Annotated in this window: 20 protein-coding genes; 8 read left to right on the forward strand and 12 right to left on the reverse strand. The window is 68.3% G+C overall.

What is annotated here, in order from left to right:
• The 5 genes from AAN986_RS26030 to AAN986_RS26050 all read right to left on the reverse strand — a co-directional run bounded on the left by AAN986_RS26030 (position 1) and on the right by AAN986_RS26050 (position 4428).
• Positions 1-309, reverse strand: coding sequence for a DUF2160 domain-containing protein (locus AAN986_RS26030; protein WP_043820414.1), 309 nt, complete (start codon positions 307-309; stop codon positions 1-3).
• Positions 310-483: 174 nt separating this feature from the next.
• The gene (locus tag AAN986_RS26035) at positions 484-1299 is read right to left on the reverse strand and encodes a carbohydrate ABC transporter permease (RefSeq protein WP_013804448.1); all 816 of its coding nucleotides are present in this window, start codon (positions 1297-1299) and stop codon (positions 484-486) included.
• Positions 1300-1374: 75 nt separating this feature from the next.
• On the reverse strand, positions 1375-2268 hold the full coding sequence (locus AAN986_RS26040) for a sugar ABC transporter permease (RefSeq protein WP_047217916.1): 894 nt from the start codon (positions 2266-2268) through the stop codon (positions 1375-1377).
• A complete protein-coding gene (locus AAN986_RS26045) occupies positions 2265-3347 on the reverse strand; it encodes an ABC transporter ATP-binding protein (protein ID WP_349335529.1) in 1083 nt (360 codons plus the stop codon). Before AAN986_RS26045 ends, AAN986_RS26040 begins: the two co-directional genes overlap by 4 nt.
• Position 3348: 1 nt before the next feature.
• Positions 3349-4428 (reverse strand): ABC transporter ATP-binding protein, encoded by a 1080-nt coding sequence (locus AAN986_RS26050; RefSeq protein WP_047217914.1) that lies wholly within the window; start codon positions 4426-4428, stop codon positions 3349-3351.
• 270 nt (positions 4429-4698) lie between these two features.
• On the opposite strand from AAN986_RS26050, the gene AAN986_RS26055 reads away from it, so the two are divergent.
• The 3 genes from AAN986_RS26055 to AAN986_RS26065 all read left to right on the forward strand — a co-directional run bounded on the left by AAN986_RS26055 (position 4699) and on the right by AAN986_RS26065 (position 8198).
• Positions 4699-5463: a DeoR/GlpR family DNA-binding transcription regulator gene (locus AAN986_RS26055; protein ID WP_047217913.1), complete on the forward strand. Its 765-nt coding sequence runs from the start codon at positions 4699-4701 to the stop codon at positions 5461-5463.
• A gap of 73 nt (positions 5464-5536) precedes the next feature.
• Positions 5537-7033 carry a glycerol kinase GlpK gene (glpK, locus tag AAN986_RS26060; protein ID WP_047217912.1) on the forward strand — a complete coding sequence of 499 codons (1497 nt, stop codon included), beginning with the start codon at positions 5537-5539 and terminating at the stop codon, positions 7031-7033.
• Complete coding sequence (locus AAN986_RS26065; protein WP_047217911.1) at positions 7002-8198, forward strand: esterase-like activity of phytase family protein; 1197 nt, start codon at positions 7002-7004, stop codon at positions 8196-8198. Before glpK ends, AAN986_RS26065 begins: the two co-directional genes overlap by 32 nt.
• A gap of 7 nt (positions 8199-8205) precedes the next feature.
• Here AAN986_RS26065 and AAN986_RS26070 read toward each other — a convergent pair whose 3' ends face one another.
• Complete coding sequence (locus AAN986_RS26070; RefSeq protein WP_047217936.1) at positions 8206-8901, reverse strand: GntR family transcriptional regulator; 696 nt, start codon at positions 8899-8901, stop codon at positions 8206-8208.
• A 96-nt stretch (positions 8902-8997) separates the two neighbouring features.
• On the opposite strand from AAN986_RS26070, the gene AAN986_RS26075 reads away from it, so the two are divergent.
• From AAN986_RS26075 to proC, 4 genes are all read left to right on the forward strand, one after another.
• Positions 8998-10695 (forward strand): thiamine pyrophosphate-binding protein, encoded by a 1698-nt coding sequence (locus AAN986_RS26075; RefSeq protein ID WP_047217910.1) that lies wholly within the window; start codon positions 8998-9000, stop codon positions 10693-10695.
• 64 nt (positions 10696-10759) lie between these two features.
• Complete coding sequence (locus AAN986_RS26080) at positions 10760-11740, forward strand: tripartite tricarboxylate transporter substrate binding protein (protein WP_206424519.1); 981 nt, start codon at positions 10760-10762, stop codon at positions 11738-11740.
• Positions 11741-11780: 40 nt separating this feature from the next.
• Positions 11781-12572, forward strand: coding sequence for a VOC family protein (locus tag AAN986_RS26085; RefSeq protein ID WP_047217908.1), 792 nt, complete (start codon positions 11781-11783; stop codon positions 12570-12572).
• 32 nt (positions 12573-12604) lie between these two features.
• Positions 12605-13444 carry a pyrroline-5-carboxylate reductase gene (gene proC, locus AAN986_RS26090; protein ID WP_016449158.1) on the forward strand — a complete coding sequence of 280 codons (840 nt, stop codon included), beginning with the start codon at positions 12605-12607 and terminating at the stop codon, positions 13442-13444.
• Positions 13445-13518: 74 nt separating this feature from the next.
• On the opposite strand, the gene ubiA is transcribed toward proC, so the two are convergent.
• From ubiA to recG, 6 genes are all read right to left on the reverse strand, one after another.
• The gene (ubiA, locus tag AAN986_RS26095; RefSeq protein WP_016449157.1) at positions 13519-14388 is read right to left on the reverse strand and encodes a 4-hydroxybenzoate octaprenyltransferase; all 870 of its coding nucleotides are present in this window, start codon (positions 14386-14388) and stop codon (positions 13519-13521) included.
• Between the two features lie 126 nt (positions 14389-14514).
• Positions 14515-15312: a phosphatase PAP2 family protein gene (locus AAN986_RS26100; protein ID WP_016449156.1), complete on the reverse strand. Its 798-nt coding sequence runs from the start codon at positions 15310-15312 to the stop codon at positions 14515-14517.
• A 50-nt stretch (positions 15313-15362) separates the two neighbouring features.
• Entirely contained in the window at positions 15363-15950 is a 588-nt protein-coding gene (locus AAN986_RS26105) for a Dps family protein (RefSeq protein WP_016449155.1), read from the reverse strand.
• 120 nt (positions 15951-16070) lie between these two features.
• A complete protein-coding gene (locus tag AAN986_RS26110; protein ID WP_016449154.1) occupies positions 16071-17036 on the reverse strand; it encodes a LysR substrate-binding domain-containing protein in 966 nt (321 codons plus the stop codon).
• Positions 17037-17262: 226 nt separating this feature from the next.
• Positions 17263-18036, reverse strand: a complete 774-nt coding sequence (locus tag AAN986_RS26115) for an MHYT domain-containing protein (RefSeq protein WP_047217907.1) — start codon at positions 18034-18036, stop codon at positions 17263-17265.
• Positions 18037-18379: 343 nt separating this feature from the next.
• On the reverse strand, positions 18380-20644 hold the full coding sequence (gene recG, locus AAN986_RS26120) for an ATP-dependent DNA helicase RecG (RefSeq protein WP_047217906.1): 2265 nt from the start codon (positions 20642-20644) through the stop codon (positions 18380-18382).
• A gap of 184 nt (positions 20645-20828) precedes the next feature.
• Here recG and AAN986_RS26125 point away from each other — a divergent pair, with 184 nt between their 5' ends.
• Positions 20829-22082, forward strand: a complete 1254-nt coding sequence (locus AAN986_RS26125; protein WP_016449151.1) for an HD-GYP domain-containing protein — start codon at positions 20829-20831, stop codon at positions 22080-22082.
• The last annotated feature ends 48 nt before the right edge of the window (positions 22083-22130 follow it).

Here is a 22130-nt window from a genome sequence, read left to right on the forward strand (position 1 = left end):
TCAGCCTTTGCGCATGACCACGGCCAGCACGAGCATGGACAGCACCAGGCTGATCCACACCGAAGGCTCGGCCTCCAGCGAGAACCACTGCACCATCCTCTCGCCCAGGCCCACCCAGGCCAGATTGACATAGGCCGCCAGCAGCAGCCCGATGAACAGCCGGTCCCCGCGCGTCGTCGCCATCGGCAGCCAGCCCTTGCGCATCACGGTCGGGCTGCGCAACTCCCACAGCGTCATGCCCACCAGCATCAGCACGATGCAACTGAAGAACACCGCCACCGGCAGCGTCCAGGCCATCCAGGAAAACATTGACGAGTCCTTTCAGAAACAAAAACCACTGCCCGTCGAAACTGGCGCGACCCCAAGCGAGGGACAGCAAGCAAGGGCCGCCCCGCCGCGAGGCTGTCGTCCCCCTCCCCCGCGAAGCGGGTAGAGAGGCGCCGTGCCACGGGGGGAAGGCGCGCAAGCGCCTCAGGGGGTGCCTCACACTCTTCCCATTGCGAAACCCTTGGCGATGTAATGCCGCACAAACCAGATCACGATGGCGCCCGGCACGATGGTCAGCACGCCGGCCGCAGCCAGCGTCGCCCAGTCCATGCCCGAGGCCGAGACGGTGCGCGTCATGGTCGCCACGATGGGCTTGGCGTTCACGCTGGTCAGCGTGCGCGCCAGCAGCAGCTCCACCCAGCTGAACATGAAGCAGAAGAAGGCCGCCACGCCCACGCCGGCCTTGATCAGCGGCAGGAAGATGGTGAGGAAAAAGCGCGGGAAGGAGTAGCCGTCGATATAGGCTGTCTCGTCGATCTCGCGCGGAATGCCGCTCATGAAGCCCTCCAGGATCCAGACGGCCAGCGGCACGTTGAACAGCAGGTGGGCCAGGGCCACGGCGATGTGCGTGTCCATCAGGCCCACCGTGGTGTAGAGCTGGAAGAAGGGCAGCAGGAAGACGGCCGGCGGCGTCATGCGGTTGGTCAGCAGCCAGAAGAACACATGTTTGTCGCCCAGGAACTGGTAGCGCGAGAACGCATAGGCCGCCGGCAGCGCCACCGTCAGCGAGATCACGGTGTTGATGGCCACGTAGATCAGGCTGTTGATGTAGCCCGAGTACCAGGAGGCGTCGGTGAAGATGGTTTGGTAGTTGGCCCAGGTGAAATGCTGGGGCCACAGCGAGAAGCTCGACAGGATCTCCTCGTTGGTCTTGAAGCTCATGTTGACCATCCAGTAGATGGGCAGCACGGCGAACAGCAGGTAGGCGACGAGGAACAGCGTGCGCTTGTGGAAACGGCGGTCTTCAGTCATGTCCGGCCTCCCGCAGGGCCACCCCAAGGGAGGCCGAGCCCCCTCGGGGGGCAGTGAACGAAGGGAGCGTGGGGGTCATTCTCTTGCCCCTTCCTTGTCTGCCGTGCCCACACGCTGCATCCAGTTGTAGAGGATGAAGCACAGCAGCAAGATGATGAGGAAATAGATCAGCGAGAAGGCAGCCGCCGGCCCGAGATCGAACTGGCCCACGGCCTTTTGCGTCAGGTACTGCGACAGGAAGGTGGTCGCATTGCCGGGCCCGCCGCCCGTGAGCACGAAGGGCTCGGTGTAGATCATGAAGCTGTCCATGAAGCGCAGCAGCACGGCGATCATCAGCACGCCGCGCATCTTGGGCAGCTGGATGTAGCGGAACACCGCGAACTTGCTGGCGCCGTCGATGCGCGCGGCCTGGTAGTAGGCGTCGGGAATGGAGCGCAGGCCCGCGTAGCACAGCAGGGCCACCAGCGGCGTCCAGTGCCAGACATCCATCACCAGCACGGTGAGCCAGGCATGGGTGGCATTGCCCGTGTAGTTGTAGTCCACGCCCAGCGCGTTGAGCGCCGCGCCCAGCAGTCCGATATCGGCGCGGCCGTAGATCTGCCAGATGGTGCCGACCACGTTCCACGGAATCAGCAGCGACAGCGAGACCACGACCAGCACGACCGAGGCCTTCCAGCCCTGGGCCGGCATGGACAGGGCCAGGGCGATGCCCAGCGGGATCTCCACCAGCAGCACGGCCAGCGAAAAGCCGATCTGGCGCAGCAGGGCCGAGTGCAGTTCCTCGTCGCGCATGACCTGGGCAAACCACTCCGTGCCCACGAACACGCGCCGGTCGGGACTGATGATGTCCTGCACCGAGTAGTTCACCACCGTCATCAGCGGGATGATGGCCGAGAAGGCCACGCAGATGATGACCGGCAGGATCAGCAGCCAGGCCTTCTGGTTGACGGGCTTGACGGTCTGGCTCATGCCTGCAGCTCCTCGTTGACGTAGTAGCAGGTGTGGGGGCCCTGCAGCTGTACCCATACCGTTTCACCCACGGCGGGCAGGAAGGCATCGGCGCCGCAGCGCAGCTTGAGCAGCCGCTCGCCCAGGCGCGCCACCAGCAACTGGTGCGTGCCCACGTCCTGCACGCGCTCCACCGAACAGGCCACGGCGCCGGGCGCGTCGGCCGAGGCCAGTGCCAGGTACTCGGGGCGTATACCCAGGCTCAGCGGCAGGCCGGGCGCCACGCTGGCCAGTGCGGCGGGCAGGGACAGGTACTGGCCCTCGGCCAGCAGCCGGCCGCCGTCCTGCTGCAACGGTACGAAGTTCATGCCCGGCGAGCCGATGAAGTGGCCGACAAAGGCGTGGCTGGGCCGCTCGAAAAGCTGGGCGGGCGTGCCCACCTGCACGGCGCGCCCGCGCGTCATGACCACAACGTGCTCGGCAAAGGTCAGGGCCTCCACCTGGTCGTGCGTCACATAGATCAGCGTGAGCCGCAGCTCATGGTGGATCTGCTTGAGCTTGCGGCGCAGCTGCCACTTGAGCTGGGGGTCGATCACCGTGAGCGGCTCGTCGAACAGCACGGCCGACACATCGGGCCGCACCAGGCCCCGGCCCAGCGAGATCTTCTGCTTGGCATCGGCCGACAGGCCGGCCGCGCGCTGGTCGAGCTGGCCGCTCATCTCCAGCATCTCGGCGATCTGGCCGACCCGCGCGCGGATGCGCTCCTCGGGCATGCGGCGGTTCTTCAGCGGAAAGGCCAGGTTCTCGGCCAAGGTCATGGTGTCGTAGATCACCGGGAACTGGAACACCTGGGCGATGTTGCGTTCCTGGGGCGTGGCGCGCGTCATGTCGCGGCCGTCGAACAGCACCTTGCCCTGCGAGGGGACCAGCAGACCCGACATGATGTTGAGCATGGTGGTCTTGCCGCAGCCCGAGGGGCCGAGCAGCGCATAGGCGCCGCCGTCCTCGAAGACCATGCTCAGCGGCAGCAGCGCGTAGTCGCTGTCCTGCTGCGGGTCCGGCTTGTAGGAGTGGGCCAGATCGAGTTCTATGCGGGCCATCTCATCGTCCTCCGGGCCGCGCCGGCGCCAGCAGCAGCGCGCCGTCCGTGCCGAACACGTAGGCATGGGCCGGGTCCAGGTGCAGCGTGACCGCGCTGCCCAGATCCAGGTGGTGCACGCCCGTGACCTGGGCCACCAGCTCGCCCCAGGGCGTGGTGGCATGCACGAAGGTGTCGGAGCCCGAAATCTCGGCCAGTTCCACCACGCCCTGCAGTGCCAGATCGCCGGGCCGGGACTGCAGGCGCAGGGCGCTGGCGCGCAGGCCCAGGGTCAGTTGGCCGGACACGGCCAGGTCCGCAGGCAGCGCCACGGGCAGCCGCGCGCCGCCCGGCAGTTGCAGCCCGCCTTCCACGGCACTGGCCGCGATCAGGTTCATGGGCGGATCGCTGAAGGCGCGCGCCACGCGCAGCGAATTCGGCTGATGGAAGACCTCGGCCGTGGGGCCGTACTGCAGCAGTTCGCCCTCATGCAGCACCGCCGTGTAGCCACCCAGCAGCAGGGCCTCGCCGGGCTCGGTGGTGGCATAGACCACGGTGGAGTCGCCCGTGGCGAACAGCTGGGTCAGCTCCTCGCGCAGTTCCTCGCGCAGCTTGTAGTCGAGGTTGACCAGGGGCTCGTCCAGCAGCATCAGCGGAGCGCCCTTGGCCAGGGCGCGCGCCAGCGCCACCCGCTGCTGCTGGCCGCCCGACAGCTCCGCCGGGTAGCGGTCCAGGAACATCTCTATGTGCAACCGCTCGGCCAGGGCGCGCACGCGCTGCGCCACGTCGCGGTCGCCGCGCAGCTTGAGCGGCGAGGCGATGTTGTCCGCCACCGTGAGCGAGGGATAGTTGATGAACTGCTGGTAGACCATGGCCACGTTGCGCTCGCGCACGGGCATGCCGGTCACATCGACGCCATCGGCGCGCACACGGCCTTCGGTAGGCACGTCCAGGCCGGCCATGATGCGCATCAGACTGGTCTTGCCGGCCTGCGTGGCACCCAGCAGCACGGTCACCGCGCCGCTTTCCAGTTCAAGGTGCATGGGATGCAGCCAGGTCTGGCCGCCCACGCGTTTGCTGATTCTCTCCAACACCAGTTCCACGACCGCCCTCACTGACGAGGCCGCCTCGGGGGCAGCGATTGAACAAGGAGAAACATCTCGCTCAAGGCGGCGATTGCGCGCCATCCGAAAGCAAGAACGTGATCATTTTTGTTCTTTCCAGATCGCAGCCCATCAACACATACCCTAGGTGCTGTTCTTTTTTCTTCGTTTTAAAGTTCCCCAACCCACGGCCGGCCAGGGGCAAATGCGCTATAAACCGGTCGCCCCGCCTTGTTTGCCTGAGAACGCACCAGATCTGGAATCGCCGCCGTGAACACCAATCCCCGACAACTACAGCTGCTCGACGAAGTGCGCAGCCGCCAGTCCACTTCGGTGGAGCAGCTGGCCGAGATCCTGGGCGTGACCCTGCAGACCGTGCGCCGCGACATACAGAAGCTGGCCGATGCGGGCCTGATGGTGCGCTTTCACGGCGGCGTGCGCGTGCCCAGCGCCACGGTCGAGAACCTGGGCCACCCCCAGCGCCAGGTGCTGCATGCCGAAGGCAAGTCGCGCATTGCGCGCGCCGTGGCCGAGGCCATTCCCAACGGCTGCTCGCTGATCCTGAACATCGGCACCACCACCGAGGCCGTGGCCCAGGCCCTGCTCAAGCACCGGGGCCTGCGCGTGATCACCAACAACCTCAACGTGGCGGCCATCCTCAGCTCCAACGCCGACTGCGAAGTCATCGTGGCCGGCGGCGTGGTGCGCACGCGCGACCGGGGCATCGTGGGCGAGGCCGCCGTGGATTTCATACGCCAGTTCAAGGTGGACATCGCCCTGATCGGCATCTCGGCCATCGAGCCCGATGGCAGCCTGCGCGACTTCGACATGCGCGAGGTCAAGGTGGCCCAGACCATCATTGCCCAGTCGCGCGAGGTCTGGCTGGCCGCCGACCACAGCAAGTTTCACCGCCAGGCCATGGTGGAGCTGGCCCGCCTGGACCAGATCGACCGCCTGTTCACCGATACCGCGCCCCCTGCGCCCTTCGACGCACTGCTTCGCGAAGCCGAGGTGCAATGCGTGGTGGCGCAATAAGTTTTCCGCAGCCGCTGCGCCACCGCCCGCACAGGACACGCGCACCGGCCCTGCTTTTCCTGGATACCGCACCATGACCTATCTGCTTGCCCTGGACCAGGGCACCTCCAGCTCGCGCAGCATCGTCTTCGACACCCAGGGCCGCATCGTGGCCTCTGCCCAACTGGAGCTGCCGCAGATCTATCCCCGCCCCGGCTGGGTGGAGCACGATCCGCGCGAGATCTGGCGCACCCAGCTGGCCACGGCGCGCGAGGCCCTGGCCAAGGCCGGGCTGGCGGCAGCCGACATCCGCGCCCTGGGCATCACCAACCAGCGCGAGACCACCGTGGTCTGGAACCGCGCCACGGGCCAGCCCCTGCACCACGCCATCGTCTGGCAGGACCGTCGCGCCGAGCCGCTGTGCGCCCAACTGCGCGAGGCCGGCCATGCCGACACCATCCAGGGCAAGACCGGCCTGCTGATCGACGCCTATTTCTCGGGCACCAAGCTGCGCTGGATCCTGGACAACGTCAACGGCGCGCGCACCGCCGCCGAGCGCGGCGAACTGGCCTTCGGCACCGTGGACAGCTGGCTGATCTGGCAGCTCACGGGCGGACGCCGCCATGTGACCGATGTCTCCAACGCCAGCCGCACCATGCTGTTCAACGTCCACACCAACCAGTGGGACGACGATCTGCTGGCGCTGCTGGAGATTCCGCGCGCGCTGATGCCCGAGGTGCTGCCTTCCGCCGCCGATTTCGGCCGCACGGCAGCCGAGGTGCTGGGCGGCGAGATCGCCATCGGCGGCGTGGCCGGCGACCAGCAAAGCGCCCTCTTCGGCCAGGCCTGCTTTTCCGCCGGCATGGCCAAGAACACCTATGGCACGGGCTGCTTCATGCTCATGCACACAGGCGGCGTGTTCCAGACCTCTGCCAACGGCCTGCTGACCACCGCTGCGGCACAGCCCACCGCTGCGCCGGCCTATGCGCTGGAAGGCAGCGTCTTCGTGGGCGGCGCCGTGGTCCAGTGGCTGCGCGACGGGCTGCGCGCCATCGAGCACAGCGGCCAGGTACAGCAACTGGCCGAGAGCGTGCCCGACTCGGGCGGCGTGATGATGGTGCCGGCCTTCACGGGCCTGGGCGCCCCCTACTGGAAGCCCGATGCGCGCGGCACCATCACGGGCCTGACGCGCGGCACCACCATCGCCCACATCGCGCGGGCCGCGCTTGAATCCATCGCCTTCCAGAGCGCCGCCCTGCTGCTGGCCATGAGCCGCGACGCGGTGGCCAGCGGCGGCGCGCCGGTCAGCGAACTGCGCGTGGACGGCGGCGCCTGCGTCAACAACCTGCTCATGCAGTTCCAGGCCGACCTGCTGGGCATTCCCGTCGTGCGCCCGGCCTGCGTGGAGACCACGGCCCTGGGCGCTGCCTACCTGGCGGGCCTGTCCTCGGGCGTGTACCAGAGCACCGAGGAACTGTCGGCGCTGTGGAAGGCCGAGCGCCGCTTCGTTCCCACGCTGGACAAGCACCGCGCCGACGAGCTGATGGCGCGCTGGGAGCATGCGGTGGCCCAGACAGCGCTGGCGGCCTGACAACGGGCTCACGGCCTTGTTCAAGGCGGCCAGCCTGGTGCTTTCCGGCCTGCTGCTGGCCGGCTGCGCCGCGCCGCCCCAGGCCCTGCCGGCCCCGGCATGCGCGCGCCTGCAATGGCTGGGCAGCACCACGATTGCGCGCGAGGAGCCCATCCATGGCGCCACCACCGGCGGCATCTCGGGCCTGGACTACGACGCGCGGCGCGGCGACTACGTGGCCATCAGCGATGACCGCTCGGCGCGCGGCCCCGCGCGCTGGATGCGCCTGCGCATAGAGCCGCTGGACGCGGGCCAGCGCGCCGGCCCCAACCCCTGGCAGGCGCAGGTCACCGAAGTGCACCCGCTGCTGGATGCCGAGGGCCGCTGGCTGCGCCCGCGCCATGCCGCGCCCGCCACCCAGCCCGTGCCCGACCCCGAAGCCGTCCGCCTGCTGCCGGACGGCGGCCTGCTGTGGACCGATGAAGGCGACCCGGGCCGGGGCTTTGGCACCTCGCTGGTGAAAGCCGATGCGCAGGGCCGCCAGCTTGCGCGCTGGTTCCATCCCTTCAAGGACGAGGCCGGCGTGCCGGGCCTGCGCGCGAATTTCGGCTTCGAAGGGCTGGCCGTGACGCCGGACGGCCAACAGGCCTGGCTGGCCCTGGAAGCGCCGCTGCGCCAGGATGGGCCGCGCGCCAGCGCCGCCACGGCAGGCGCGCCCGTGCGCATCAGCCTGGTCAGCCTGGACGATGGCCGGCTGCTGCGCCAGATCGCCTACCAGCCCGATGCCGTGCCGGCCGCCAGCTGGGCCCTGCCCCAGCGCGAGGTCAACGGCATCAGCGAGATCCTGCCGGACGGTCCCGACCATCTGCTGGTGCTGGAGCGCTCCTACAGCCCGGGCCACGGTTTTGGCGCGCGGCTGTACCGCATCGGCCTGGATGCGCCTGATACGCTGGCCCTGGCCAGCTTCGCGCAAACGCCGCCACAGGTGGCGGTCAAGCAACTGGTGGCCGATCTGTCCACCGTGCAGCCCGGCCGGCTGGACAACATGGAAGCCATGTCCTGGGGCCCGCCGCTGCCCGATGGCACCCGCGTGCTGGTGTTCGCCAGCGACGACAACTTCAACCCGGCGCAGGCCAACCAGATCCTGATCACCGCCTACCGGCCCTCGCCGCCCTGCGCACCCTGAAGGCGCTTCAGGGCGTGGCCTGCACCTGCTCCTTCGGCAGGTAGATGCGCGTCAGCCCGCGCGCAATGGCCTCCACGATCTGCTCGCGCCGCAGGCCGATGTGCTCGGCCATCAGGCGCTCGCTGGCCTGGGCGTCGCGCGCGCGCAGGGCCTGCAGGATTTCCAGGTGCTCTTGCTGGGTGGAGGCGCGCCCCACGTTCTCCATGTCGATCCAGCGGATGAAGCGGATGCGCTCGTTCAGGCTCGCCAGCATGCGCCGCAGCTCGGCGTTGCCGGCCATGTCGGCAATGCGCAGGTGGAATCCCTCGTCCAGGTCCACCAGTTGCCGGATCGGCGTATCGGAGGCCACGCGCTGGCTCTGCTCCAGGTAGGCCAGGGCCTCGTCGAGCTGGGCATCGGTGGCACGCTCCACGGCCAGCCGCACGCATTCGCGCTCCACGGCCACGCGGGCCTCGTACAGGTCCAGCGACTCCTTCACGTCCAGCTCGCGCCGCATGTAGCCGCGGCTGGCCGGCAGCAAAAAGCCATCGGCCACCAGCCGCGTCAGCGCCTCGCGCACGGGCGTGCGGCTCACGCCCAGGCGCAGCGCCAGTTCGCTCTCGCTCAGGCGCTCGCCTGGCTTGAACTCGTAGGAGATGGCCATGTCACGCAGCGTGCTGTAGACGCTGGAGCCCCGTTCATGGCGGATGTTGGAGATTTTCATGGCGCCATTGTGCCCTTTGGCGCTGCGCATTCTTTTAAGTATACTGAAATGGATTCTTAAAAATCCCGTCACCCAACCTGCCTGGAGACTCCCGACATGACCACCGCTTTCAATGGCGCCGACGCCATGGTCCGCATGCTGCAGCTCAATGGCGTCAAGCACATCTTCGGCCTGTGCGGCGACACCAGCCTGCCCTTCTACGACGCCATGGCGCGGCTGGACCACGGCATGGACCACATCCTCACGCGGGACGAGCGCAGCGCCGGCTACATGGCCGACGCCTATGCGCGCGTCACAGGCAAGGTGGGCGTGTGCGAAGGCCCCAGCGGAGGCGGCGCCACCTACCTGCTGCCCGGCCTGGCCGAGGCCAATGAGTCCTCAGTGCCCGTGCTGGGCATCACCTCGGACGTTTCCGTGGGTGCGCGCGGCAAGTTCCCGCTGACCGAACTCGACCAGCAGGCGCTGTACAGGCCCCTGACCAAGTGGAATACCACCATCGACCGCGTGGACCAGATTCCGCACGCCGTGCGCAGCGCCTTTCGCGCCATGACCACGGGCCGGCCCGGCGCCACCCATATCTGCCTGCCCTATGACGTGCAAAAGCACACGCTGGATCCGGCCGATGTCTGGGCCCAGCCAGGGCATGACCACTATCCGGCCTACCGGTCCGCGCCCGATCCGGCGGCCGTGGCCGAGGCTGCCGACCGCCTGGTGGCGGCCCGCTGCCCCGTGCTGATCTGCGGCGGCGGCGTGCTGATCGCAGGCGCCAGCGCCGCACTGGATGCGCTGGCCACCCTGCTCAACGCGCCCGTGTGTTCCAGCGTCAGCGGCCAGGGCAGCCTGGCGGGCAGCCATCCGCTCAATGCCGGCGTGGTGGGCACCAATGGCGGCGTCGAGGCCACGCGCGCCGTGGTGGCGCAGGCGGACCTGGTGATGTTCATCGGCGCCCGTGCCGGCTCCACCACCACCGAGCACTGGCAGATGCCCTCGCGCAAGGTCACCATCGTCCACCTGGACGTGGACGCCATGACCATAGGCACCAACTACCGCACCGACGTGGCCCTGGTGGGCGACGCCCTGCTGGGCCTGCAGGCGCTGCACGCGGCCGTGCAGCAACGCATCTCCCGCCGCCCCGCCGATGCCGCGGACGGCGCCACGCTGGCGGCCACCGCGCGCGCCGCCAAGCAGGCCTTCTTCGCGCCGCTGGCCGCCTCGCTGGACCGGCCCATCAAGCCCGAGCGCGTGGTGGACACGCTCAACCGCCTGCTGCCCGCGCGCGCCATCGTGGTGGCCGACCCCGGCACGCCCTGCCCCTACTTCACGGCCTATTTCGACGCGCCCCAGGCCGGCCGGCACTTCATCACCAATCGTGCGCACGGGGCGCTGGGCTTTGCCATGTCCGCCGGCTTTGGCGCCGCCATCGGCCAGCCCGGTTCCGTGGTGGTCGCGGTCATGGGCGACGGCAGCTTCGGCTTCACCTGCGGCGAGCTGGAAACCATCGTGCGCCGCAACGTGCCGCTGAAGATGATCGTGTTCTCCAACAGCGTGTTCGGCTGGATCAAGGCCAGCCAGAAGTCCGGCTACGATGAACGCTACTTCTCCGTCGACTTCAACCGCACCCACCATGCCCGCGTGGCCGAGGCCTTCGGTGTCAAGGCATGGCGCGTGGAGGACCCGGCAGACCTCGAAGCCGCGCTCAAGGCCGCGCTGATGCACGACGGCCCGGCGCTGGTGGATGTGATCTCGCAAGAGCTCCAGGACACGGCCGTGCCGGTGAGCCAGTGGATGGGTTGACGCCAGCCCCACGCATAGATTCCCGATTTCCTGCCCGCCAATGCGCTTGAAAAGGAGCCTTCCCATGCCCCATCCACCCTCACGCCGCCAGCTGCTGCTGGCCACGGCCGCCGCATGCCTGCTGGGGCCGGCCGGCACGGCATCCGCGCAGGGCGCCGCCCCGCTCAAGCTGGTCATCACCTTCCCGCCGGGGGGCAGCACCGACATCGCCGCCCGCATACTGCAGCCGCGCCTGGGCGAGGTGGCCGGGCGCCCGGTGATCGTGGAGAACCGCCCCGGCGCCGCCAGCCAGATCGCCACCCAGTACGTGGCCAAGTCCGCCCCGGACGGCAACACCCTGCTGTTCAGCTTCGACACCCATGCCATCAATCCCATCGCCAAGTCCCGGCTGCCCTACGACACCTTCAAGGACTTCACGGGCGTGTCGCTGGCGCTGCGCTTTCCGCTGGTGATCGGTGCCTCGGCCTCGGTGCCCGCCAAGGACCTGGCCAGCTTCCTGGAGCTGGCGCGGCGCAACCCGGGCAAATACAGCTACGCATCGACCGGCCTGGGGTCCATGAACCACCTGGTGATGGAAGACATCAAGCGCCGCTCGGGCACCTACGTGCTGCACGTGCCCTACGGCGGCGGCGGCCCGGCCGTGCAGGCCGTGCTCGGCAATGTGTCCGACCTCACCCTGCTCAGCTATGCGGCGCTGCGCGGCCAGATTTCGGCGGGCAAGATCAAGCCGCTGGCGGTGACCGGCCTCAAGCGCCTGCCCGAGCTGCCCGACGTGCCCACCGTGGCCGAGTCCGGCTTCCCGGGCTTCGAGGCCTACTCGTGGATCGGCGTTTTCGCACCTTCCGCCACGCCGGCAGCCACGGTGCACAAGCTCACCGAAGACTTCCAGGCCACGCTGAACACGCCCGACATCCGCAGCAAGCTCGTGCAGTCGGGCTTTGAAGTCATGGCCACGGACGGACCCGCCCTCGACCGCTGGGTGCGCCAGGAATATGAGCGCTGGGGCCGCTTCGTGCGCGACAACAAGGTCCAGCTCGAAGACTGAGAATCCGGACGGCACCCCCTTACACCACACAGGAGCATTCATGGCACTTCCGCTGGACCACATCGTCATCGCCGTGCAGGACCTCGAGGCCGCCGTGGCGGACTACCGCGCGCTGGGCTTCCAGGTCGTCATCGGCGGCCGCCATCCGGGCCGCACCTCGCACAACGCACTGGTCGTCTTTGCCGATGGCGCCTACCTGGAGATCATTGCCTGGACCTCCCCGGCGCCCGAAGAGCGCTGGTACCGCACGCTGCGCGACCATGGCGAAGGGCTGGTGGACTTCGCCCTGCTGCCCCAAAGCACCTCCCAGGCCCTGGCCGAGGCGCGCGGGCGGGGGCTGGATACCCTGATCGGCCCCGTGGACGGAGGCCGCGTGCGCCCCGATGGCGCGCAACTGCTGTGGCAGACGGCGCGCCACGCCACGCCCGACCTGCCCTTCCTGTGCGGCGACGTCACGCCGCGCGCGCTGCGCGTGCCCGAGGGCAGCGTGCGCGAGCATCCCAACGGCGCGCTGGGTGTGGCCTCGCTGACCGTCGCCGTGCACGACCTGGACGCCAGCCTGGACCGCTACCGGGCGCTGCTGGGCCCGGGCCTGCCGCTGGAGAAGCTGGACAACCAGGGCGCGCGGCTGGCATTGCCGGGGTTCGACCTGCTGCTGCAAGGCGCGCAGGCACTGGCGGCCTGCGACGCACTGCGCCAGCGCCTTGCCACCCGCGGAGAGGGCCCTTGCGCGCTCACCCTGCGCCAGCGGCCCGGCGCCCCGGCACAGCCCCTGGACCTGGCCGCCAGCCATGGCGTGGACATGCGCTGGCACGGTGGGAACACGCTCTAAACTCTTCGTTTTCCTTCTCCACCGCCACCAGCATGAACACCGTTTCCACAGCCTCCCCTGTCATCGCCTTCATCGGTGGCGGCAACATGGCCAGCGCCATCATCGGCGGACTGATCGGCCAGGGCCAATCCGCAGACCGCATCGTCGTCGTCGAACCCTTCGAGGCTGCACGCGATGCGCTGCGCACGAACTTCGGCATCACGGCCCATGCCGATGCCGCGGCCGCCGCCAGCGCGCTGGACGGTGCCGGCATCGTGGTCTGGGCCGTCAAGCCCCAGACCTTCAAGGAAGCCGCCCAGGCCGTGGCGCCGCACACCGCCCAGGCCCTGCACCTGAGCGTGGCCGCCGGCATTCCCACGGACGCCATCGCCCAGTGGCTGGGCACGGGCCGCATCGTGCGCGCCATGCCCAACACGCCGGCCCTGGTGGGCAAGGGCATGACGGGCCTGTTCGCCCGCGCCCAGGTCGATGCCGCGGGCAAGAGCGCCATCGAGCAGGTGGTGGCCACCACGGGCCAGTTCGTCTGGGTCGACCAGGAAGCGCACCTGGACGCCGTGACCGCCCTGTCGGGCTCGGGCCCGGCCTATGTCTTCCTGTTCCTCGAAGCCATGACACAGGCTGGCGTGGACATGGGCCTCACGGCCGAGCAGTCCTACCGCCTGGGCGTGGCCACCTTCCAGGGCGCGTCGGAGCTGGCCGCCCGCTCCAGCGAAAGCGCCGAGGTGCTGCGCCAGCGCGTCACCAGCAAGGGAGGCACCACCCACGCCGCCATCACGCACCTGCAGGCGCAGCAGGTGCCCGAGCATTTCGTGGCCGCCATGCGGGCGGCGGAAACACGGGCCAAGGAGCTGGCCGCCGAATTCGGCCGCTGAGCCCGGCGCAACGCGCCCCAGGCTCCATGCAAAAGGGAGGCACCGGCCTCCCTTGTTTTTTCAGCGCTGAGCCCTCAGCGCAGCGCAAACCCCAGCGCCACGCCCGCGAACAGGCTGGCACCGATCCAGTGGCTCTTGCTGAAGGCGACGAAGCAGCCCTCGCGCGTGCGGTGGCGGATCAGGGTGAAGTGCCAGATCACCTGGGCCGCGGCCACGGCCAGGCCCAGCCAGAAAGGCCAGGCCAGGCCGAAGGGTGCCAACGCCCAGACCGTGAGCAGGCCGCAGAGCACGAAGAAACCCATGACGGCCACCACGTCGAAGCGGCCCAGGGTGATGGCCGAGGTCTTCATTCCGATCTTGAGGTCATCGTCGCGGTCCACCATGGCGTATTCGGTGTCATAGGCCAGCACCAGGAACATGTTGGCCAACCACAGAATCCAGGCCGTGGCGGGCACCTGCCCCTGCACGGCGGCGAAGGCGATGACGATGCCGAAGTTGAAGGCAATGCCCAGGAAGGCCTGGGGCATGGCGAAGAAGCGCTTGGTGAACGGGTAGAGGATGGTGAACAGCACGGCGGGCACGGACCAGGCCACGGCCTCCCAGCGGGTGGTCAGCACCAGGCCCAGCGAAACCAGGGCCAGGGCCGCGCCCAGCAGCGCGGCCTCCTTCACCGAGACCAGTCCCGAGGTGATGGGGCGCTGCGTGGTGCGCTTGACGTGGCGGTCGAAGTCGCGGTCGGCGATGTCATTGATGCAGCAGCCGGCGCTGCGCATCAGCACCGTGCCCAGCACGAAGACCACCAGCAGATGCCAGCCCGGAAACCCGCCCGCCGCCACCCACAGTGCGGCCAGCGTGGGCCAGACCAGGACCAGCCAGCCGGCCGGCCGGTTGAAGCGGACCAGGTCCAGGTAGAGCGACAGTTTGCTGCGCCGGGGCGCAGGCATGGGCGTAGAGGAGGAGGTAGGCATGGCGTCTGGGCGCCGATGGCGGCCGTGGGCCGACCATCGCACGCATCACATTCGAAAATGCCCGCATTGTCGCCGCTGGGCGGGCGGGCTCGGCGGCGCGCCTCAGCCGCGCCTGCCGGCAACGCGGGTTTGCGCCCACTCCACGGCACAGATCACCAGCGCCATCCAGGCCAGGCCCAGCAGCCAGCCAGCCAGCACATCGCTGGCATAGTGCACGCGCAGCACGACGCGGCTGGCCCCCACGCCCAGGGCAACGGCCAGGGCCGCCAGGCCCACGCACCAGCGCCAGGCAGGCCGCAGGTACGGCAGCAGCAGCCAGGCCAGCATCAGATAGAGCACGAAGGTGCCGGCGCTGTGGCCGCTGGGGAAGCTGAAGCCGCCCTCGGGCACCCAGCCGCCCACGGGGCGCGGGCGGCCCACGCTGGTCTTGATGGCGCGTATCCACAGACCGACTCCCGCCGTGGCCACCACCCAGGCGGCCGCATGCAGCCAGTCGCGGCGCCACAGCAGCAGCGCCAGCACGGCAACAGACAGCGACACCATCCAGCCCACATGGCCCAGCTGGGTGAAGGCGACCACGGGGCGCACCCAGGCATCGGTGGCATGGCCAGCAAGCCACTGGTGCAGGGCATCATCCAGCACCGGCCAGTCGGTGCAGGAGTCGCAGCCTGCGGGCTGGCCCAGGCCCAGCATGTCGCGCACCATCACGCCCAGGGCCAGCGCGGCCAGCAGGCCCGCCGCAACCAGGCCCTGCCATGCGGCGCGTGGCATCGGCAGGCCTGCATGGCGCAGCCGCGCGGCGGCGGGCAGGCGCAGGTAGAAAAAAAGGCCGCCCAAGGCGGCCAGTACCAGGCACAGGCCGCTCGTGGCGGCGTGTGCGTCAATCCAGGTCCGGAGCATGCGCGGTCATCACTCCCGGGCCGTGGCAGGTGCTTGGGACATGTGCAGCATCACTCTTCAAGCAGGGCACGCAGCATCCAGGCGGTCTGCTCATGCACGGTCAGGCGCTGGGTCAGCAGGTCGGCCGTGGGCTCGTCGCTGGCTTTGTCGGCCAGCGGGAAGAGGCTGCGCGCCGTGCGTGCCACGGCTTCATGGCCTGCCACCAGGATGCGCACCATCTCCAGGGCCTTGGGCGGATCGTGGGGCACGTCGGCCAGGCTGGTGAGCTTGCCGAAGTCGGCATAAGAGCCCGGTGCGAAATGGCCCAGGGCGCGGATGCGCTCGGCGATGGGATCAACGGCGTTCCACAGTTCCGTGTACTGCCCCATGAACATGGTGTGCAGTGTGTTGAACATCGGGCCCGTGACGTTCCAGTGGAAGTTGTGCGTTGTCAGATAGAGCGTGTAGGTGTCGGCCAGCAGGGCCGACAGGCCCTTGGAGATGGCGGCACGGTCCTTGTCGCTGATGCCGATGTGGATGGCGCTGGAGCGCACGGACACCGGTGCGACATCGGCCGTCGCTGCCTGCACGGTCTTGGCGGCCTGCACGGCCTCTGGCTTCTTTGCACCGGACTTGTCTTTGCTGGCATTTTTGGCCATGGGATCCCTTTCAACTTCGTACGGATGGAATATGCCCCGGGCAGACCGCCCGGAGACCGAAAGCAACGATAACGCAAGCGCGGTGGCCCTGGAGGCACGGCCCGCGCAGCGGTGCAGTCATCAGGACAGGCGTTTGACGCCGGGCAAGGCGCAGGCGTAGACCGCGTTGCGCAGGGCGGCGATGGCCTCGTAGCGCGTGAAGCTGCGGCGCCAGGCCAGGACCACGCGGCGCGTGGGCGGGGCCGAGCCGTCGTCCTCGAGGATGGGCAGGTAGCGGATGTGCGGCTCGTCGGTCTTGCGGCGGCGCGCCGTGGTCTCCAGCGCATCGGCGGGCACGGACAGGCGCGGCACCAGGGTCACGCCCATGCCGGCGGCCACCATGTGCTTGATGGTCTCCAGCGACGAACCTTCGAAGGTGCGGCGAATGCCTTCGGCATTGCTGGCATAGCGTGCGAACTCGGGGCAGACCTGGAGCACATGGTCGCGGAAGCAGTGGCCCGAGCCCAGCAGCAGCATGGTCTCGTTCTTGAGATCGCTGGTGGAGACATGGTCCTTCTGGGCCAGCGCATGGGTGCTGGGCACGGCAGCCATGAAGGGCTCGTCATACAGCGGCGCCAGCGCCAGGCCGGTGTCGGGGAAGGGCTCGGCGACGATGGCGCAGTCGATCTCGCCCGTGCGCAGCATCTCCAGCAGCTTGATGGTGTAGTTCTCCTGCAGCATCAGCGGCATCTGCGGCGTGCGCAGGATGGAGTTGCGCACCAGGTCCGGCAGCAGGTAGGGGCCGATGGTGTAGATCACACCCAGGGTGAGCACGCCGGACAGCGGGTCCTTGCCGCGCTTGGCGATTTCCTTGATCTCGGCGGCCTGCTCCAGCACGCTTTGCGCCTGACGGATGATCTCCTCGCCCAGCGACGTGACCGACACTTCGCCGGCACTGCGCTCGAAGAGCTTGACATCGAGCTCCTCCTCCAGCTTCTTGATCGCCACGGACAACGTGGGCTGGGACACATAACAGGCTTCGGCGGCGCGGCCAAAATGCTTTTCACGTGCCACGGCCACGATGTATTTGAGTTCGGTAAGTGTCATTGGCGAGCTGTGTCTGGGAGGGAGCCTCGGAAAATACGATGGTCTTAGACCTGGAACCTGGGCCGAAACCTTTGTGCAACCAGGCCTTGCGGCCCGGTTGCCGGGGTGCTCCCCTCAAAAGTTCCTGTGCAGACTCTAGGATTTGTCCTATTTCGATTGTGCCAGTCCTCGTCCACGCATGACCACTGCGCGCTCCCCGACCTGCCGGCTTTTTGCATTTATCCACCTAGTGCAGGGGCCGGCGCATCCGGTCGCGCTGCTGCATGAGCTGGTCCATGCCTATCAATGCTGCCAGGCCTATGGCCACGATCACGGTAAAGACGGGAAGGTCCAAAGCGCTGATCACGGCAAAACCTTGCGGCCGAGCATACCGCTGTGTCTCGGAAATGCATACAAAGTCTGCTGCGGCCATGCCCGTGTAATGCATGGAGCATACTGCCGCCCCCATCACGACAGCCGCCAGCGCCCGCATGCCCAGCGAGCCGGTGCGAAACGACAGCCAAAGAGCGGCGCTGGCCGCCACCACGGCAATGGCCACGGACAGCACCACGGTGGGAACGGACCAGACGATGAAGCCGGGAAAGCGCATGCCGTACATGCCCAGGTAATGCATGAAGGCCACGCCCAGGCCCAGCAGGGTGCCGGCGCCCAGCACGCGCAACCCGCTTTCGGGCCGCCGCGCGACAAACGCCAGCGCCACCGAGGTCGCAGCGACGGCAGCCACCAGGGACACCAGGGTTTCGACCATGGAGTAGCCCGAGCCCATGCCCAGGTTCAGCGCCAGCATGCCCGTGAAATGCATGGACCACACGCCTATGCCGCCCAGCGCCGTGCCGGCCGCCAGCAGATTCAGCCAGCTGATTCCCGTGCGCCCGCGAATGCGCTGTGCCGCCGTGAGGGCCACGAAGGAGCCCAGCACGGCAATGCCATAGGACAGGGCCACCAGGCCCATGCGCCAGGAGGTCTCGACGAGTTCATTCGCTTGAACGGCTTCATTCATGTGGACGGCTCCTCATTCTCAGAAAGATGGGACAACACAAGAGTGATCACGGCCGTCCTCCCCGTGGGGAAGCGTGGGGAGGAGTGGCAGGCCATCCCCTCCCGGATGGACCTACCCTGTTTTTTGCGACTCAATGTACCAAAATGTCACAAATACTCAATGCCGTCGCCGCGCGCAGATGTCACCGCCAGGACCGCATGAAGCGCTCCCTACCGACAGCTACAACGCACACGCAAACCTTGCCTGGCGCGGGCTGCAGGCCTGCGGAGCAGGCCGCCACCGGGCAGCGCCCGTGCGCGTAAAAATACGTAACAGAAACATCCCGCAAGCGGGGGCCGGCCCATCAGGCCTTGAGGAATTCGGCCTTGCCGCCCAACCAGCGGTCCACATGCCGCTGGGCCAGTTGCGGGTGCTGCTCCAGCATGCGAGGCGCCAGCTCGCGGGCCCAGTCGAGCAGCATCAGGTCCTGCTCCAGATCGGCAAAGCGCAGCATGGGAGCGCCTGATTGGCGCGCACCCAGGAATTCGCCCGGACCGCGAATCTCCAGGTCGCGCCGCGCGATCTCGAAGCCGTCGTTGGTTTCGGCCATGGCACGCAGCCGGTCCTTGGCCGTCTCGCCCAGGCGGCCGCTGTCTCCCACCGAATACAGCAGCACGCAGGCCGAAGCTGCAGCGCCCCGTCCCACGCGCCCGCGCAGCTGGTGCAGCTGCGACAGGCCAAAGCGCTCCGCATGCTCGATCACCATGAGCGAAGCGTTGGGCACATCCACGCCCACTTCGATCACCGTGGTGGAGACCAGCACGCCCATGACGCCGGCCGAGAACAGCTCCATCACCGCCTTCTTCTCGGCCGTGGGCATGCGCGAATGCAGCAGGCCGACCATGACATCGGGCAGCATCTCGCTGAGGTAGGCGTGGGTGGCCGTGGCGTTGGACAGGTCCAGCGCCTCGCTTTCCTCGATCAGCGGACACACCCAGTAGACCTGGCGCCCCTGGGTGACCTGGGCGCCGATGCGTTCGATGACTTCGTCCTTGCGGCTGTCGGCAATGAGCTTGGTGACGATGGGCGTACGCCCCGGCGGCAGCTCGTCGATGGTGGAGACATCCAGGTCGGCGTAGTAGCTCATGGCCAGGGTGCGCGGGATCGGGGTGGCGCTCATCATCAGCAGATGGGGCTCCATGCCCGAGGCTGCGAGTTTCTGGCGCAGCGCCAGCCGCTGGGCCACGCCGAAGCGGTGCTGCTCGTCGATGACGGCCAGCGCCAGGTTCTTGAACTCCACCTGGTCCTGGATGACGGCATGCGTGCCCACCACCAGGGCCGCCTCGCCGCTGCGGACCAGCTCCAGCATGGCGGTGCGCTCCTTCTTCTTCTGCGCGCCGGCCAGCCAGGCCACGCGCTTGCCCAGCGGAGCCAGCAGCGGCTCCAGCCAGCCGACCAGCTTGCCGAAATGCTGCTCGGCCAGGATTTCGGTGGGCGCCATCAGCGCGCACTGCCAGCCGGCCTCGATGCAGGCCACGGCCGACAGCGCCGCCACCACCGTCTTGCCCGATCCCACATCGCCCTGCAGCAGCCGGTGCATGGGCATGCGGCGCTCCATGTCGGCGAGGATCTCGCCCACCACGCGCTGCTGGGCACCGGTCAGGCCAAAGGGCAACTGGTCGAGAAACTGGCGCGCCAGTCCCTGGGCGCTGTCCATGGGCAATGCGCGCAGCACGGGCGCCCTGAGCCGCGCGCGCTCGCGCTTGGCCTCGTATTGCGACAGTTGCTGGGCCAGCAGTTCCTCGGCCTTCAGGCGCTGCCAGGCCGGATGCGAATGGTCTTCCAGCGTGGCCAGGGCCACATCGGGCGTGGGATGGTGCAGGAACTGCAGCGCGTCACGCAGGCTGAACAGCGGCGGCAGCCCGCCGTTGCCGTGGAAATGGGCCACGGGCGGGTGCTCTCCTGCGGGCAGCGTATCGGAGAGGTCGGCCCGCAGCATGGCCGTGGCCGCTGCGCGGCGGATATAGGCCTGGGGCAGTCCTGCCGCCACCGGATAGACGGGCGTGAGCGCCGTGGGCAGATCCCCCCCGGCCGCGCGGAACGCAGGGTGCAGCATCTGCCGTCCCCAGAAGCCGCCCTTGACCTCGCCGCGTATGCGCAGCCGCGCGCCCACGGACAGGGTTTTCTGGTGCGAAGGGTAGAAGCTGAAGAAGGTCAGCACGCATTCGGCCGTGCCGTCGTCCACCGTGACCTTGAGCATGCGGCGAGGGCGCAGCTGCACTTCGCTGTGGGTGACCGTGGCCTCGATCTGCACCGTATCGCCTTCGCGCGCATTGCGCAGCGCGGTGATGCGGGTCTCGTCCTCATAGCGCAGCGGCAGGTGCAGCGCCAGGTCGATGTCGCGCACCAGGCCCATTTTCTGCAGCGCCTTCTGCGCGGGACTGGCGGCAGACCTGGCGGCGGGCTGTGCAGGCGAGGCGGCCTTGTCGCCCGAAGTGGCCGAGGCCTTGCCGGCCTTCCTGGCGCCGCCCTTGCCTGCGCCAGCCTTTGCCTTGCCGGCACGCGCGGCCTTGCCACCAGGGGCGTCGCGCCCCAGGTCGGGAAAGGCAGAGGAGACGTTCAGGGGCATGGGCTTTCCTGTTTCAGAACATGCGCGTTGGCTGGCAGCATAGTGTATGAATATACAGGTGTAGGCAACACGCCACGTTCATGCCGGCCGGCCCTGCCCAAAGCACCCTTGACGCCCCGGGTCTCTGGGGAAGCCGCTACCATGCACGCTGACGTTACGTAGTGTTACCCCGCCACCGAATGCCATGTTGAAGCGTATCAATGTCCAGCATGTCACTCTGGGCATGTTCCTGCACGAGTTCTGCGGCTCCTGGATGGAGCATCCCTTTTGGCGAACCCGTTTCCTGCTTCGCTCCGAGGCCGATCTCCAGCGTCTGCGCGCCACCTCCATCCAGGAGGTCTGGATCGATGTGCGCAAAGGCCTGGACGTGGGCGTGCAGGTGCCCTGCCTGCGCTTCGACCCGCAGGACGAGCTTCGCCACCAGATCCCCGACAACGCCCGCCCTGCGTCCGAGCAGAGCACGGCCCCCATCTCCACCGCCACCGAGCTGCGCCGCGCGGCCCAGACCTGCGCCCAGGCCAGGCAATTGCTGAGCCGCCTGTTCAGCGATGCGCGGCTGGGCCGGCCCGTGGACGCCTCGGCCGCCGGACAGCTGGTGGACGATGTGACGGCCTCCGTGGCACGCAATCCCCATGCGCTGATCGGTCTGGCCCGCCTGAAGACCGCCGACGACTACACCTACATGCACAGTCTGGCCGTGTGCGCGCTGATGGTGGCCCTGGCCAAGCGCATGGGCCTGGACGACCACAGCCTGCGCAAGGCCGGCATGGCCGGCCTCATGCACGATCTGGGCAAGACCGCCATTCCGGTGACCGTGCTCAACAAGCCCGGCCCGCTGGACGACGCCGAATGGGCGCTGATGCGCGCCCATCCACGCCACGGCGAGCAGCTGCTGCGCCCGCTGGGCCTGGACGACGAGGTCATCGATGCCTGCCTGCACCACCATGAAAAGGTGGACGGCAGCGGCTACCCCGACGGGCTGCAGCAGGGCGACATCGGCCTGCTGGCGCGCATGACGGCGATCTGCGACGTCTACGATGCCATCACCTCGGACCGGCCCTACAAGAAGGGCTGGCCGCCTTCGGAGGCGCTGCGTCGCATGGCCGAGTGGAGTCCGCGCCATTTCGACAAGCGGCTGTTCGAGCAGTTCGTGCAGACCGTGGGCATCTACCCGCTGGGCTCGCTGGTGCGCCTGCATTCGCAGCGTCTGGCGGTGGTGGTCGATGCCTCGCCGGCCAGCCTGCTGGCGCCGCGCGTCAAGGTCTTCTATTCGCTGCGCCAGTCCTGCCGCATCACGCCGGAGATCGAGGACCTGTCCGAAAGCCAGGGCAACGACCGCATCATCGCGCGCGAAGACCCTGCGGACTGGGACTTCCCCGATCTGGAATCGCTGTGGCTGGAGTTCGAGCGCCAGCCTCAGGCCGCCATGGCCAGGTGATCGCCGGCAATTCCGGGGATGACCCCAGGGTTTGCGACAATTGCCAGC

The organism is Delftia sp. DS1230 (assembly GCF_040112715.1).
GTDB lineage: Bacteria > Pseudomonadota > Gammaproteobacteria > Burkholderiales > Burkholderiaceae_C > Comamonas > Comamonas tsuruhatensis.

Excerpts from the sequence above, each read along its gene's own strand:
- AAN986_RS26100 (WP_016449156.1), bottom strand. The coding sequence starts at position 15,312 with ATGCTCCGGACCTGGATTGACGCACACGCCGCCACGAGCGGCCTGTGC.
- AAN986_RS26105 (WP_016449155.1), bottom strand. The coding sequence starts at position 15,950 with ATGGCCAAAAATGCCAGCAAAGACAAGTCCGGTGCAAAGAAGCCAGAG.
- AAN986_RS26085 (WP_047217908.1), top strand. The coding sequence starts at position 11,781 with ATGGCACTTCCGCTGGACCACATCGTCATCGCCGTGCAGGACCTCGAG.
- AAN986_RS26040 (WP_047217916.1), bottom strand. The coding sequence starts at position 2,268 with ATGAGCCAGACCGTCAAGCCCGTCAACCAGAAGGCCTGGCTGCTGATC.
- AAN986_RS26080 (WP_206424519.1), top strand. The coding sequence starts at position 10,760 with ATGCCCCATCCACCCTCACGCCGCCAGCTGCTGCTGGCCACGGCCGCC.
- AAN986_RS26110 (WP_016449154.1), bottom strand. The coding sequence starts at position 17,036 with ATGACACTTACCGAACTCAAATACATCGTGGCCGTGGCACGTGAAAAG.
- ubiA (WP_016449157.1), bottom strand. The coding sequence starts at position 14,388 with ATGCCTGCGCCCCGGCGCAGCAAACTGTCGCTCTACCTGGACCTGGTC.
- AAN986_RS26115 (WP_047217907.1), bottom strand. The coding sequence starts at position 18,036 with ATGAATGAAGCCGTTCAAGCGAATGAACTCGTCGAGACCTCCTGGCGC.
- glpK (WP_047217912.1), top strand. The coding sequence starts at position 5,537 with ATGACCTATCTGCTTGCCCTGGACCAGGGCACCTCCAGCTCGCGCAGC.
- AAN986_RS26075 (WP_047217910.1), top strand. The coding sequence starts at position 8,998 with ATGACCACCGCTTTCAATGGCGCCGACGCCATGGTCCGCATGCTGCAG.
- AAN986_RS26125 (WP_016449151.1), top strand. The coding sequence starts at position 20,829 with ATGTTGAAGCGTATCAATGTCCAGCATGTCACTCTGGGCATGTTCCTG.
- AAN986_RS26035 (WP_013804448.1), bottom strand. The coding sequence starts at position 1,299 with ATGACTGAAGACCGCCGTTTCCACAAGCGCACGCTGTTCCTCGTCGCC.
- AAN986_RS26030 (WP_043820414.1), bottom strand. The coding sequence starts at position 309 with ATGTTTTCCTGGATGGCCTGGACGCTGCCGGTGGCGGTGTTCTTCAGT.
- AAN986_RS26065 (WP_047217911.1), top strand. The coding sequence starts at position 7,002 with ATGCGGTGGCCCAGACAGCGCTGGCGGCCTGACAACGGGCTCACGGCC.
- AAN986_RS26070 (WP_047217936.1), bottom strand. The coding sequence starts at position 8,901 with ATGAAAATCTCCAACATCCGCCATGAACGGGGCTCCAGCGTCTACAGC.
- AAN986_RS26045 (WP_349335529.1), bottom strand. The coding sequence starts at position 3,347 with ATGGCCCGCATAGAACTCGATCTGGCCCACTCCTACAAGCCGGACCCG.
- recG (WP_047217906.1), bottom strand. The coding sequence starts at position 20,644 with ATGCCCCTGAACGTCTCCTCTGCCTTTCCCGACCTGGGGCGCGACGCC.
- proC (WP_016449158.1), top strand. The coding sequence starts at position 12,605 with ATGAACACCGTTTCCACAGCCTCCCCTGTCATCGCCTTCATCGGTGGC.